The organism is Mesorhizobium sp. M1143 (genome assembly GCF_040318435.1).
GTDB lineage: Bacteria > Pseudomonadota > Alphaproteobacteria > Rhizobiales > Rhizobiaceae > Mesorhizobium.
Window position 1 is genome coordinate 37,307 of the sequence record NZ_JAMYMJ010000044.1, and the last position, 13,139, is coordinate 50,445.

13 protein-coding genes, 1 pseudogene and 1 riboswitch are annotated in these 13,139 nt (G+C 63.8%); of the genes and pseudogenes, 6 read left to right on the plus strand and 8 right to left on the minus strand.

Annotated features, from left to right (window positions below):
• Nucleotides 1-6 precede the first annotated feature (6 nt).
• From NKH35_RS24070 to NKH35_RS24085, 4 genes are all read right to left on the minus strand, one after another.
• The gene (locus NKH35_RS24070) at nucleotides 7-1,191 is read right to left on the minus strand and encodes a malate--CoA ligase subunit beta (RefSeq protein WP_352723552.1); all 1,185 of its coding nucleotides are present in this window, start codon (nucleotides 1,189-1,191) and stop codon (nucleotides 7-9) included.
• 51 nt (nucleotides 1,192-1,242) lie between these two features.
• A complete protein-coding gene (locus NKH35_RS24075; RefSeq protein WP_352853919.1) occupies nucleotides 1,243-2,184 on the minus strand; it encodes an HpcH/HpaI aldolase/citrate lyase family protein in 942 nt (313 codons plus the stop codon).
• Nucleotides 2,185-2,194: 10 nt separating this feature from the next.
• A complete protein-coding gene (locus tag NKH35_RS24080; protein ID WP_023685219.1) occupies nucleotides 2,195-3,385 on the minus strand; it encodes an aminotransferase class V-fold PLP-dependent enzyme in 1,191 nt (396 codons plus the stop codon).
• A gap of 145 nt (nucleotides 3,386-3,530) precedes the next feature.
• Entirely contained in the window at nucleotides 3,531-4,151 is a 621-nt protein-coding gene (locus NKH35_RS24085) for a LuxR C-terminal-related transcriptional regulator (protein ID WP_352723560.1), read from the minus strand.
• 313 nt (nucleotides 4,152-4,464) lie between these two features.
• Between NKH35_RS24085 and mgtE the strand changes: the two genes are divergently transcribed.
• Together mgtE and NKH35_RS24095 are read left to right on the plus strand one after the other, a co-directional pair.
• Nucleotides 4,465-5,883 carry a magnesium transporter gene (gene mgtE / locus NKH35_RS24090; RefSeq protein ID WP_352723554.1) on the plus strand — a complete coding sequence of 473 codons (1,419 nt, stop codon included), beginning with the start codon at nucleotides 4,465-4,467 and terminating at the stop codon, nucleotides 5,881-5,883.
• A gap of 158 nt (nucleotides 5,884-6,041) precedes the next feature.
• Nucleotides 6,042-6,428: a MerR family transcriptional regulator gene (locus NKH35_RS24095; RefSeq protein ID WP_006203215.1), complete on the plus strand. Its 387-nt coding sequence runs from the start codon at nucleotides 6,042-6,044 to the stop codon at nucleotides 6,426-6,428.
• 301 nt (nucleotides 6,429-6,729) lie between these two features.
• Here the strand turns inward: NKH35_RS24095 and NKH35_RS24100 are convergent, their stop codons facing one another.
• Nucleotides 6,730-7,236, minus strand: a complete 507-nt coding sequence (locus tag NKH35_RS24100) for a methyltransferase family protein (RefSeq protein WP_352723555.1) — start codon at nucleotides 7,234-7,236, stop codon at nucleotides 6,730-6,732.
• The gene (locus NKH35_RS24105) at nucleotides 7,233-8,243 is read right to left on the minus strand and encodes a heparan-alpha-glucosaminide N-acetyltransferase (protein WP_023710816.1); all 1,011 of its coding nucleotides are present in this window, start codon (nucleotides 8,241-8,243) and stop codon (nucleotides 7,233-7,235) included. Before NKH35_RS24105 ends, NKH35_RS24100 begins: the two co-directional genes overlap by 4 nt.
• A 233-nt stretch (nucleotides 8,244-8,476) precedes the next feature.
• Between NKH35_RS24105 and NKH35_RS24110 the strand changes: the two genes are divergently transcribed.
• Nucleotides 8,477-9,676 (plus strand): MFS transporter, encoded by a 1,200-nt coding sequence (locus NKH35_RS24110; RefSeq protein WP_023710815.1) that lies wholly within the window; start codon nucleotides 8,477-8,479, stop codon nucleotides 9,674-9,676.
• 7 nt (nucleotides 9,677-9,683) lie between these two features.
• Here NKH35_RS24110 and NKH35_RS24115 read toward each other — a convergent pair whose 3' ends face one another.
• Nucleotides 9,684-10,496, minus strand: a complete 813-nt coding sequence (locus NKH35_RS24115; protein ID WP_352916654.1) for an RHO alpha subunit C-terminal catalytic domain-containing protein — start codon at nucleotides 10,494-10,496, stop codon at nucleotides 9,684-9,686.
• A 94-nt stretch (nucleotides 10,497-10,590) separates the two neighbouring features.
• Nucleotides 10,591-10,860: pseudogene (locus tag NKH35_RS24120) on the minus strand (Rieske 2Fe-2S domain-containing protein); the annotation flags it as partial.
• Nucleotides 10,861-10,993: 133 nt separating this feature from the next.
• Between NKH35_RS24120 and NKH35_RS24125 the strand changes: the two are divergent.
• The 3 genes from NKH35_RS24125 (at nucleotide 10,994) to NKH35_RS24135 (ending at nucleotide 12,984) form a co-directional block, all read left to right on the plus strand.
• Nucleotides 10,994-11,686, plus strand: a complete 693-nt coding sequence (locus NKH35_RS24125) for a gamma-glutamylcyclotransferase (protein ID WP_352853925.1) — start codon at nucleotides 10,994-10,996, stop codon at nucleotides 11,684-11,686.
• Nucleotides 11,687-11,753: 67 nt separating this feature from the next.
• A riboswitch (cobalamin riboswitch) is annotated at nucleotides 11,754-11,949 on the plus strand.
• A 36-nt stretch (nucleotides 11,950-11,985) separates the two neighbouring features.
• Nucleotides 11,986-12,165: a CbtB domain-containing protein gene (locus tag NKH35_RS24130; protein ID WP_023670784.1), complete on the plus strand. Its 180-nt coding sequence runs from the start codon at nucleotides 11,986-11,988 to the stop codon at nucleotides 12,163-12,165.
• A 15-nt stretch (nucleotides 12,166-12,180) separates the two neighbouring features.
• Nucleotides 12,181-12,984, plus strand: a complete 804-nt coding sequence (locus NKH35_RS24135; RefSeq protein ID WP_352853928.1) for a CbtA family protein — start codon at nucleotides 12,181-12,183, stop codon at nucleotides 12,982-12,984.
• Nucleotides 12,985-13,139 lie beyond the last annotated feature (155 nt).

The following is a 13,139-nucleotide window of genomic DNA, read 5'->3' on the forward strand; positions in this document are numbered from 1 at the left end:
CCTCCCTCAGGCTGCTTTTTTCTTGGTGGCCGCGCGCCAGGCGGCGACGGCTTTTTCGGCGGCTTCGGCCAGCGTGTCGGCAACGATTACCGCCTCGCCGGAATCGGCCAGGATGCGGCGGCCTTCCTCGGCCTTGGTGCCGGAGAGACGGACCACCAGCGGCACGTTGACGCCGACCTCGCGTATCGCCTTGATGATGCCTTCGGCGACCCAGTCGCAGCGGTTGATGCCGGCGAAGATGTTGACCAGGATGGTCTCGACATTCTTGTCGCCGAGCACGGCGCGGAAGGATTTCGCCACCCGCTCGGGCGAGGCGCCGCCACCGATATCGAGGAAGTTGGCCGGTTCGCCGCCGGCGATCTTGATCATGTCCATGGTCGCCATGGCGAGGCCGGCGCCATTGATGATGCAGCCGATATTGCCGTCGAGGCCGACATAGGAGAGGCCACGGTCGCTGGCGAAGGTTTCGCGCGGATCTTCCTGGCTCTTGTCGCGCAGCTCGGAGATTTCCGGCCGTCGGAACAGCGCGTTCTCGTCGAACGACATTTTGGCGTCGAGCGCGATCAGATTGCCGTCGCGGGTCACCACCAGCGGATTGATCTCCAGCATCGAGGCGTCGTAGTCGCGGAACACCCGGTAGCAGCTGAAGATGGTCTCGGTCGCCTTGCCGATCAGATTGTGGTCGAGGCCGAGCCCGAAGGCGATCTCGCGCGCCTGGAAACGCTGCATGCCGACGCCGGGATCGACCGATGTGCGCAGGATGGAGTTCGGCGCCTTTTCGACGATGTCCTCGATCTCCATGCCGCCGGCAGCCGAAGCCACGATCATGACGCGCTCTTCCTTGCGGTCGAGGACGAAGCCGACATAGAGCTCCTGCGCTATGTCGACGGCTTCCTCGAGATAGAGGCGCGAAATCAGCTTGCCGCGCGGGCCGGTCTGCTGTGTCACCAGCTTGCGGCCGAGCATGGCTTCGGCGGCGTCGGAGATTTCCTCGTCATTGGCGCATAGCTTGATGCCGCCGGCCTTGCCGCGGGCGCCGGAATGCACCTGCGCCTTCAGCACCCATTTGCTGCCGCCGATCTCGCGCGCCCTGTAGGTTGCCTGCTCGGGGCTGTAGGCCAGCCCGCCGCGCGGCACATGCACGCCGTGGCGTGCCAGCAGTTCCTTGGCCTGATATTCGTGGATGTCCATTTTGTCCTCCCTGAACGGTCAATGCGTGGCGACGCGCGGCTCGCTAGTGAATTAACCGGCGCGTTCGATTGCCTCGTTGACCACCAAAACATTGCGCGCCATGCGCTCCGACGCGGCGTCGATCATCTTGCCGTCGAGTGCGGCTGCTCCCTTGCCCTGCGCCTCCGCCTCCTTCAGCACTTCGAGGATGCGCCTGGCGCGCGTCACCTCTTTTTCCGGTGGCGAGAAGACGTCGTTGGCGAGCGCGATCTGCGAGGGATGGATTGCCCATTTGCCTTCGATGCCAAGAGCGGCGGCGCGCCTGGCGCCGGCGATGTAGCCCTCCGGATCGGAGAAGTCGCCGAACGGTCCGTCAATGGCGCGCAAGCCATAGGCGCGGCAGGCGACGGTCATCCGCGACAGGGCGAAATGCCACTGATCGCCGGGATAGTCGGGGTTGAGGCCGCCAATGTTGACCGTGCGCGCCTTGCAGCTTGCCGCATAGTCGGCGACGCCGAAATGCATTGCTTCCAGCCGGCCGGGTGTCGCGGCAATCGCCTCGACATTGGCCATGCCGAGCGCGGTCTCGATCAGCGCTTCGAGGCCGACGCGGGTCCTGAAACCCTTTGCCATCTCGATCTGGTTGACCATGGCCTCGACCATGTAGAGGTCGGCCGGCACGCCGACCTTCGGCACCAAAATGGTGTCCAGCCGGTCACCGGCCTGCTCCATGACGTCAACCACGTCGCGGTACATGTAGTGCGTGTCGAGGCCGTTGATGCGCACCGAGACGGTCTTGCCCTTGGCGCGCCAGTCGATGTCGTTGAGCGCCTGGATGATGTTCTTGCGGGCGCGTTCCTTGTCGGGTGGGGCAACGGCGTCCTCGATGTCGAGGAAGATGAAGTCGGCGGCGCTGTTCGCCGCCTTGTCGATCATTTCCGGGCTGGAGCCGGGAACCGCCAGCTCGCTGCGCTGCAGGCGGAGTTTCTTCAGGTGGTTGATGGTGTGGCTCATTGTCGGCTCCTCAGGCGGCTTCGGCGACCGGCACGGCGGCCGAGGCGCGGAAATGCTGGATGGCGGCGCCGACGCCCGAGCCCGGCGCCAGCCGTACGCCGCAGTCGAGCAGCGCCATTTCGGCGGCCGAGAGCGAGGCCAGCACCATCACCTCGTTCAGCCAGCCGAGATGGCCGATGCGGAAGACCTTGCCGATCACCTTGTTGAGGCCGCCGCCGAGCGAGGTCTGGTATTTCTGGTAGGCGCGCTTGACCACATCGCCGCTGTCGACGCCGTCCGGCACCAGGATGGCGCTGACGGTGTCGGAGTGCCATTTAGGCGTCTTGGCGCAGAGCTTCAGGCCCCAGGCGTCGACCGCCTTGCGTACGCCTTCGGCGAGGCGATGGTGGCGGGCGAAGATGTTTTCCAGCCCTTCCTCGGCGATCAGGTCGAGCGAGGCGCGCAGGCCGCGCAGCAGCTGCGTAGCCGGCGTATAGGGGAAGTAGCCGGCATCGTTGGCGCGGATCATATCTTCGAAGGAGAAGAAACAGCGGCGGTGGGTGGCGCTCCGCGAGGCGACCAGCGCCTTCTTGCTGACGGAGAGGAAACCGAGGCCGGCGGGCAGCATGAAACCCTTCTGCGAGCCGCTGACCGCGCAATCGACGCCCCATTCCTCCTGGCGAAAGTCGATCGAGCCGATCGATGAGACGCCGTCGACGAAGAGCAAAGCAGGGTGGTTGGCGTCATCGAGCGCGGCGCGGCAGCCGGCGACGTCGCTGGTCACGCCGGTCGCGGTCTCGTTTTGGGTGCAGAAGACTGCCTTGATGCGGTGCGCCTTGTCGGCCCTGAGCCGCTCGGCATAGAGCTCGAGCGGCACGCCGGTTCCCCATTCGCAGTCGATGACATCGACCTCGAAGCCGAGCCGTTCGGCCATGTCGACCCACAGATGCGAGAACTGGCCGAAGCGCGACATCAGCACGCGGTCACCGGGGCTGAGCACATTGGTCATCGCCGCTTCCCAGGCGCCGGTGCCGGAGGAGGGATAGATGAAGACGCGGCCGGTCTCGTTCTTGAACACCGTCTTGATGTCTTCGAACAGCGGTAGCGTGAGATCGGGGAAGGATGCTGCACGCATGTCCTCCATCGGCAGGTTCATCGCCTGCCGGACCTGTTCGGGGATGTTGGTCGGTCCGGGAATGAAAAGATGGGTGAAACCGGCCATGTCGCGAACTCCTCCTGATCCAGCAAAGCGGTGAGGGGAGTTTCGTCTCGACGGCTAATGGCAACAACACCTCAAGGGGTAACATCTTGCCGCGCGCGGGTGGGGGTTGCCCACCCGGGTGACCTACCCGCGGCTCATCGCTTTCCTACCCGAACGGCAGGTTCTGGGTACGCCGCTCGCGCGCATAGAGCGCGACGGCCATCGCCCGGTTGCGGACGTCGAGCTTGTCGTAGAGATTCTTGAGGTGGTATTTCACCGTGTTCTCCGAAATCCCGGTGCGCGTCGCGATCTGCAGATTGGTCCAGCCGTCGGACAGCACCGCCAGCAGCTCGCGCTCGCGCACGGTGAGCAGCGACAAGGGTGTGTCGTTGACCTTGTTGATGTCGATGTAGGGGATGCAGATGCGGCCATGCGCGACGGCCAGGATGGTCTCGAAGATGATCGCCGGATCGTCGAACTGGAAGCAGTAGCCCTGGGCGCCGAGCCGCACGCACTGCTTCAGGATGCCGATGTCGTGGTCGTTGGAAAACACCGCGATGCGCACGCCCAGCTTGCGGCTGTGAACCTCGGCCAGCACATCGGCGCCGTCCATGTCGGAGAGCTTCCAGCCGATAACGGCGACGTCGAATTCCGCTTCGGCTGCCAATTCCAGAAAATGCCTGCCGCTTTGCACGCAGGCCCTGAGATCGAAGCGCCCGTCGCAGTCCAGCATGTCGCGCAGCGCCGATATGACGAGCGGATTGCGTTCGGCGACGACCACGCGCACGCGCCGTTCCTCGATTGCCTTCTGCGTCTGTGACCTGATCTTCAAGGGCTTCCGGCTGTTCTGGTTCCTGGCCTGGGCGGGTCCGGCAGATGGCAGGACCTGCATCATGACAATTCTGCCCCAACCGTGCTCGGGTGCTCTTTCCCCAGCGACATGTGCTGTCGCGCCGCCTGAATCCTGGGCGGCGTCATATCCTGATGAAATCGCTCTCTCCCCATATGCAGGGCGGGGCGCATTTCGTTTGATATTCCCGTGCGTTGCGCGCTAGACCTGACAGGCACCTTTTCCGAAATTCCCATGGCGGGAGCCGCTGGTGGAACGCCAGGACGACCAGAAGACCGGCGCCAAAGCCGCTGACGATGCCAACGCCGACATCTATGGCGAGGACGGCGCCGTCCTGTCATCATTCCTCGCCCAGATCGGGGCGGCGATCGCCGATCGCGATACGCTGACGCTGAAGCGCGAAGTCGACGACCTGCACCAGTCGGAACTTGGCGATCTGCTCGAGGCACTGCACCCCGAACAGCGTCGCGCCCTTGTCGAACTGCTCGGCGCCGACTTCGACTTCTCGTCGCTGACCGAGGTCGACGAGGCGATCCGCCGCGATATCGTCGACAATATGCCCAATGAGCAAATTGCCCAGGGCATGCAGGACCTCGATTCCGACGACGCGGTCTACATTCTCGAAGACCTTGAAAAGGAAGACCAGGACGAGATCCTGTCGCAGCTGCCGTTCACCGAGCGGATCAGGCTGCGCCGCTCGCTCGACTACCCGGAAGAGACCGCCGGTCGCCGCATGCAGACCGAGTTTGTCGCCGTGCCGCCGTTCTGGACCATAGGCCAGACCATCGACTACATGCGCGAAGACAAGAACCTGCCCGAGCGCTTCAGCCAGATCTTCGTCATCGATCCAAGCTTCAAGTTGCTCGGCGCCATCGACCTCGACCAGATCCTGCGCACCAAGCGCACGACCAAGGTCGGAGACGTGATGCACGAGACGAGGCACGCCATTCCGGCCACCATGGACCAGGAAGAGGCGGCGCGGGACTTCGAGCAATACGATCTTCTGTCCGCCGCCGTCGTCGACGAGAACGAGCGGCTGGTCGGCGTGCTGACCATCGACGACGTCGTCGACGTCATCCAGCAGGAGGCCGAGGAAGATCTGCTGCGCATGGGCGGCGTCGGCGACGAAGAGTTGTCCGACAGCATTCTTTCGACCTCGCGCTCGCGCGTGCCCTGGCTGCTGGTCAACCTGTTGACGGCGTTCCTGGCGGCATCGGTGATCGGCCTGTTCGACCGCACCATCGAGCACATTGTGGCACTGGCCGTGCTGATGCCGATCGTGGCCGGCATGGGCGGCAATGCCGGTTCGCAGACCATGACCGTCACGGTACGCGCGCTGGCGACCAGGGATCTCGACATCTACAATGCCGGCCGCATCATCCGCCGCGAAATGGGCGTGGGTTCCATCAACGGCATCATCTTCGCCGTGCTGATCGGCATCGTCGCGGCCGTCTGGTTCCGCGATCCCAATCTGGGCGGCATCATAGCGGCGGCGATGATCATCAATATGTTCGTGGCAGCCCTTGCCGGTATCCTGATCCCGCTATTGCTCGACCGGTTCAAGATCGACCCGGCGGTGGCGTCGGCGGTTTTCGTCACTACGGTCACCGACGTCGTTGGCTTCTTTGCCTTCCTGGGGCTGGCCACCTGGTGGTTCGCTATCCCTTGAGAAAGAGGCGTTGCGGGTTCAATTGACTTTTACGTAAATGTGGTGCGAGGCTTGCGCGGGGTTTCATGCCGAGTCCGGCTTGGAACGGGGTTGATCGGAATGCGTTGGAAATCCCGGGCGACTGGGCGTTTTCCGATGTTCCGACATTTGGAGCAAAGATGCGGGAATATTATTCGATCACCGAACTGACCCGCGAATTCGACGTGTCGACGCGGACGCTGCGCTTCTATGAGGACGAGGGGCTGGTGCAACCGGTCCGGCGGGGCCGCACAAGGCTGTTTCGTCCGTCGGACCGGCATCTGATCCGTCAGATCATGCGCGGGAAACGGCTCGGCTTCTCGATCAACGAGATCCGCGAAATCATCCAGATGTACAAGGAACCGCCCGGCGAGGTCGGTCAACTCAAGCTGATGATCAAGCGCATCGAGGAAAAGCGCGAGGATTTGCGCCAGAAGCGGCGCGATCTCGAGGAGACGCTGGCGGAGCTCGACCAGGCTGAGGAGTCATGTGTTGAGCGGCTGGTGGAGCTGGGGGTTAATACCTGAGCGGACCCTCGAGCGTTTGCGCGCCCGTCGCAAACGTTCGCGATTAGCCGGAGCCCTTCCGCACTTCGTCATTCTAGGGCGAAGCAGGAGCGAAGCTCCATCGCGGAGACCCTAGAATCCATTCCGTGACATCGGTCGTGGAGTGCAGCGGTTGCGAATTCTGGACCATAGCAACGCTCTGGAGTCGCGGCATGGATCCTCGGGTCTGTGCTGCGTCGCTACGCTCCTTGCTCCGCCCGTGGATGACGAAGAGACGGATGCGCCAGCTAATCGCCAAGGTATACACCCCTGTCACGTCGCCTCAGATCCAGCGCCTGACCCGCTTCGCATAGTCGCGGTACTTCTTGCCGAATTTGGCGAACAGCACCTTCTCCTCGCTCTCGATGGCGACCTTCTGCGTTGCAAATGCCGCGATCAAAGCCAGCGGCAGGAACCATACGATCCCCGAGACGAAGGCAACGCCGATCAAAAGCAGCGTGTTGGCCAGATACATCGGGTTGCGCGTCACGCCGAACGGGCCGGACGTCACCAGATGATCCGGCACGCCATTGGGGTTCATCGTCGTTTTGGCCCGAATCATGGTGCGGATAGCGGTGAACCAGAGGGCTGCGACGGCAAACAGCACCACAAAGCCGGCTGCAAACAAAAGGTCGCCCAAGAGGTCGCCGATCCAGGGCAGGGGATAGAACAGGCCGAGCGCGATGCTGATGGCAATGGCGGCGATGTAGATCAGCGGCGGCCATGGGATCAGCCGTGGTCTCGGTAGATCGGGTTTTGCCAGCCCGGGTTTTGTGAGCTTGTCGGTCATTGTTGCCCTCCCTGCGTCATCGGGCTCTCCTCCGTCCTGGCGGTGCAGATGCCGGCGAGTTCACCGAGATGCGCTTTGAACTCCGGGGTCTGGTCGCCATTGTAGAGCCGGTCGAATGCCGCTTCGCTTTGCAGCGTGTCCAGCATGCACACACAATAGCTGGTGCAGAACTCCGTGTCGCGCTGCTGTTCGCAAGATACCTGGCATTCCTTGAGGAAGATCACTTCCCTTGTTTCGACGGGCGCCGGCGCAATCTGCGAGAACAGCCAGACGCAGCCGAACAGCAGCGGCTGGTGGATCAGGTAGAAAGCCAGGCTGTGGCGGCCGATGAAGGTGAGCGGCCTGGTCCAGCTTCCCGATGCCAGCGTGGCCAGCCGCGCCAGCAGGCCGGTGGTGGACGCAAACCTTGCCGCGGCGATGCCGAGAAGCACGGCGCCGAACCAGGGAAACAGCGGCACGTAATCGTTGGAGCGCGGGTTGATCGCCGACAGGCCGACCCACCAAAGCGCCGGATGATCGAAGGCTTCGGATCGGAGATAGAGGGGGACTGCGATCACCACCGCCGCCACGACCAGCGTCAGCCAGGAAGGCAGCCGCAGAAACAAAAGGCCGAGCAGGCTGGCCAGCGCGATCTGATGCAGGATGCCGAAGAAGATGAAGCTGTCCGGCGTGATGAAGTACGTGACCGCCGATATAGCGGCGGCCGCGACGGCGACCATGGCAAAGCGTTTCCAGAAGCCGGTCCAGCGGATCTGCCTGCCATGCGCGAGAAACAGGCTGACGCCGACCAGGAACAGGAAGGTCGAGGCGATGCAGCGCGCATAGATCTTCCACCAGCCGACGGCGGTGAGGCCGGGATCGGTGTAGTGGAAATTTTCGAGATCCCAGGTGAAGTGGTAGCTCGCCATGGCGATCAGCGCGATGCCGCGTACGACATCGATGGCGACGATGCGCTTCGGTTGATCTCGCTTCAGTTGATCTCCAGGGGGTGCGGTATGGATGCTCATGGTCTCGCGATCTGATTCAGCCCCAAAGACGACTATCACGGTTGCACCGGACAAAAGAAGGCCGCCCTCTACGCTCCGGGTCGCGCCGTGCGGCTGCATCGGGCGGCGCTTTAGGCCAGAGCCGGAAAGCCTTTGGCCGAATTCGCTTTTTGCCGGGAAGGGGTCGGTTTCCTGTTACCGGCGGAGGAAGCGCCAGCGCAGATTTGACGCCGCGAGTCTGATTTGGGGATCAAATGTCCACCCATGTGCGCCATCCGATCTGGCTTCCGGCCCTGCGTCCGGCGGATGCGCGCACCTTTGCCTCGCTCTATGCGGTCGAATCCTTCGCCCGTGCCACGGTGTCGAGCGTCATCCCGATCCAGGCCTATGAGATTCTGCACAACGAGCAGATCGTCTCGATCCTCTACACTATCGTGGCGCTGCTCGGCCTGTCGGTGACCTTGTTCATGCCGATCTTGATCCGCAGGTTTGCCCGGCGCTGGGTCTATACCGCCGGCGCCTGCCTGCTGGCGATAGGCTCGCTGTTCTTCGTCACCCACACGCTTGCCGGGCAACTGGCAGGCATGCTGTGCCGCGTCATGGGGGCGAGCGCCCTGTCGATCACGCTCAACCTCTACATCATGGACCACATCCGCAAGACCGATTTCATGCAGGCCGAATCGCTGCGCATGGCGTGGTCGATGCTGGCCTGGACCGGCGGGCCGACACTCGGCATCTTCCTCTACACACGCTACGGCATCTATGCCGCGCATGGCGCGGTCGCGGTGTTTGCGTTGGCCTTGCTGGCGCTGTTCTGGACCTACAGGCTGGGCGACAACCGGTCGATCCGGCCGGGCAAGACACGGCCGGCCAATCCGCTGGCCAATATCGGCCGCTTCGTAGCACAACCGAGACTCAGGCTGGCCTGGCTGATCGCCTTCGGCCGCTCCTGCTTCTGGACGACGTTCTTCGTCTACGGGCCGCTGTTCATGGTGATTACCGGCGAGGGCAAGCTTGCCGGCGGCCTGCTGGTTTCGGCCGGCAATGCGCTTTTGTTCATGGCGATCTTCTGGGGCAAAGCGGGAAAACGCTTCGGCGGCCGGCGCACCATGACCTTCGCCTATTTCGCGATGTCGGCGACGCTGCTTGCGGCGGGCGCGGTCGGCACTACCGCGCCGCTGCTTACGGGCTTTTTCCTGCTCTGCGGCGCCTTCTTCACCATCGCGCTCGATGCACTGGGCTCGACCGCCTTCATGCGCTCGGTGCGGTCCTATGAGCGGGCGCAGATGGCCGCGGTCTACCGCACCTATCTCGACTTTTCCGAGCTGACGCCGCCGCTGGTCTATTCGGTGGTGCTGGCGTTTTTCGGCCTCGGCTCGGTGTTCGTGACGCTGGGCATTCTGGCCGCGGTTTGCGGCTTTATCACCTGGCGCTATCTGCCGAAGTCGCTTTAGTCGCCGATCAGGCGGTTGCCTCAAGCGCTGCATGCCGCTCGCGCACCCAGTTGTGGAAGCGGTGCAGATCGTACTCCTCCGGCATTAGCACGCCGGCCTGGTGGCGCATCGAGCGCAGGCCTTTCTGATTGATCTCGCAGATCGCGGCATCCTCCTCCAGCACCTGGGTGCCGAAGGCGACGACATTGTCGATGTCCGTCTCAGCCAGCGCCTCGGGCGCGAACAGCCATTCGGCGGTGAGTTCGGTCTGTTCGGGACCGAGCGGCATCAGTCGCACCGTCCTGACATAATCGACATGGCCGACGATGAACATCGAGGGCAGGCTGGTGGCATAGGTCTGTCCGGCCGCACGCTCGGCTGGCGTCAGGCCCGGTAAGACCGGGCCATGGGCATGTCCGTCGCGCGACCAGGTCTCGGCGCCGGCGCGCAGGCCACCCGAAAACTCCGGCGCGTCATTGTCGGCATGGCGGACCCAGTCGGGGTCGTCGTGCCGGCTCATCAGGCCGCGGCCGTATATCGGCACCAGCCGAGACAGGTCCTTGTGGACGCCTGGGCAATGCAGGCACTCGTTGAAGTTCTCCCAGAAGATCTTCCAGTTGCAGTTCATCACCTTGCGCAGGACATGGCCTGATACCAGCGTTTCCAGCGGCCAGTTGGCGAGGTCGCCGGATGCGGGATCGAAGGAGGTCTCGGCGGAGCCGGCCGTCGCCTGCTGAGGGTTCACAAAGACAAAGCCGCGCCACACCGACAGCGCCACCCGGTAGAGCGGATGATCTGCCTTGTCGAAACCATCTGGCAGCGATTTCGAGGGAACGCGCACGAGATCGCCGCGCAGCGAGTAGGACCAGGCATGGGTAGGGGCAAGTGATGAGCCGCGCTTTCAGCCGGCCCTCGCTTTCCTGGCAAAGCTGCGAGCCGCGATGCCGGCAGGTGTTGTGGAAGGCGCGCAACTCGCCGGTGTCGTCGCGCAGCACGACGATTTCCTGCGTGCCGACGCGGAATGTCCTGAATGCCAAAGGCTGGGCAAGATCGGCCTCGCGGCAGACGAGCAGCCAGCTTTTGTACCAGATGGCCTCGAGATCGCGCTGGTAAGCCTCGCTATCCCAATAGGCCAACGACGGTAGCGTCGGTTCGGCCCGGCTCAGGCCGTTATAGGGGTCGCGCTCGCTCGGGTTGGGATGCATGGCTGGTTTCCTATGAAGCGTCAGCCGACACCCCGGCAAATCGTTTGTCAATCAGAGTGCCGCATTGCCGGTTGCAGGCGCGGCGCATAATCATGTCGTGGACATGGGACATTCGGAAATTGGGGATTCGGACGTGGCCGCACGACAGATGTCGCTTACGCCGGAGCTGGTCGCGCGCTGCTGGCGCGAGATCAGGGACCCCGGGCCTGATCCGGACGCGATGCATCTCGATGAAGCCGACTATAACGCGCTTCTGGATGAATTGCAGGTCGAACTCCCGGATAGCGAACCGCTATGGCTGTTCGGCTATGGATCGCTGATCTGGAAACCGGAAATAGATTATGTCGAGGACCGCGTTGCGCTGGCGCGCGGCTGGCATCGGTCCTTTTGCATGAACATGACGCGCTGGCGCGGCACCAAGGACAGCCCCGGCCTGATGATGGCGCTGGACCGTGGCGGACAATGCAAGGGCGTCGCCTTTCGGCTGACCGACAATAACCGGCGCGAGCAGTTGGGCCGGCTTTTCCGGCGCGAAGTCACGCTGAAGCCGACAAGCTACCGGCCGCGCATGCTCAAGCTTGCAAGCGAGGCCGGACCGCTCAGGGCATTGGCCTTCGTCATCAACCGCAACGGCCTGACCTATTCAGGACCGCTCGACGAGGGCAAGGTCGTCGAAAGGCTGGCAACGTCCTGCGGGCACTGGGGGTCGGGCGCCGACTATCTCTACAACACGGTGAAAAACCTTGAAGAGCGCGGCATTCACGATCGCCATCTGTGGCGGCTGCAGCGGCTGGTTGCCGAGCGGATCACCGCGTTGAACCCGTAACGCCGCATGGCGCATTCGCGCTGTTGGCCGGCGGAATTTGGTTTGCCGGATGCGACCGTTTCAGCCTATAGTCATGCATGTCGTCGGTTCCGTTAGGGACCAAGAGGGAATGCGGTGAGGGCTGACTTGTTGCCCAATGCCGTGGCTGCCCCCGCAACTGTGTGCGGTAGTCCTCTCCAAGCCACTGGGGATTTTTTCTTCGGGAAGGTGGGGAAGGGCGCTGATCCGCGAGCCAGGAGACCTGCCGGCGACAGGGAACTGACTTCGATGCCCTCGGGTGGAGGGCGAAAGGACAAGATATGAATACCGCTTCCGTCTCCCTCGGCGCTTCCGTCTCCTCGCAGTCGCGCTTCATGCAGCTCGTGCTTAGCGCGTTTCTGGGCATTTTCGTCGTCGGCGTTGTCGGTTTCTCGCACATCGATGCGGTCCACAATGCGGCGCACGACTATCGCCATTCGATGGCGTTTCCCTGCCACTGACGAGGATCTGACATCATGAACCTGTTTCGCAACGTCGTGTTCATCGCGGCGATCGCAGGGCTCGTGGCCGGTGTCGCTCTCGCCTGCATGCAGGCCTACGCCACCGTGCCGCTGATCCTCAAGGCGGAGGTCTACGAAAATGCTGGTGGCGGCCATGAGCATCAGCATGCCGCGGCGCCCGCCGCCAACGCTGCGGACACCGATGCCATGAGCACCGCCGCGCCGGCGGAAAATGCGGTGAGCAGCGCAGCACCGGCTGAAGCAGCCGCGCCGGCGGAGGACGAAGGCTGGGCGCCGGCCGACGGCTTCGAGCGTTTCGCCTTCAGTGTCGTCGCCAATATCGTCACCGGCATCGGCTTCGCGCTGGTCCTGGTGGCGGTTTCCGAGTTCGCCGGCGGCATCGGCAGCTGGCGCCAGGGCGTGTTCTGGGGTCTGGCGGGCTTTGCCGTGTTCACGCTGGCGCCGGGACTCGGCCTGCCGCCGGAACTGCCGGCAATGCCGGCAGCCGATCTCATGCAGCGCCAGATCTGGTGGTGGGCAACGGTGATGGCAACCGCGATCGGCCTTGCCCTTATTACCTTCCGCACGTCGGCGCCCCTGACCGTGCTCGCCGTCCTCCTGATCGTCGCCCCGCATATTGTCGGCGCGCCGCAGCCTGACAGTTTCGTAACGCCGATCCCGGAGGGCCTGCATCATCAGTTCGTGGTGGCGGTGACGCTGACCAATCTGGTGTTCTGGCTGGTGCTCGGCGCAGTTGTCGGCATAGTGCACTCGCGCTTCACCGGCACCGCGACCAGCCTGCGCGACAGCTTTGCCTGATCGCAGTTTGACCTTCATCATCGGCGGTGGGGGGGGGGGGGCCCGCGCCGCGCCCGCCCCCGGGGGGGCCCCGGGGCCGCCCCCCCCGGGCCGCGCAGCCCCCCCCCCCCCCCCCGCGCGGGCAGAGGACGCCCCCCCCCCGCCCCCCCCCCCCC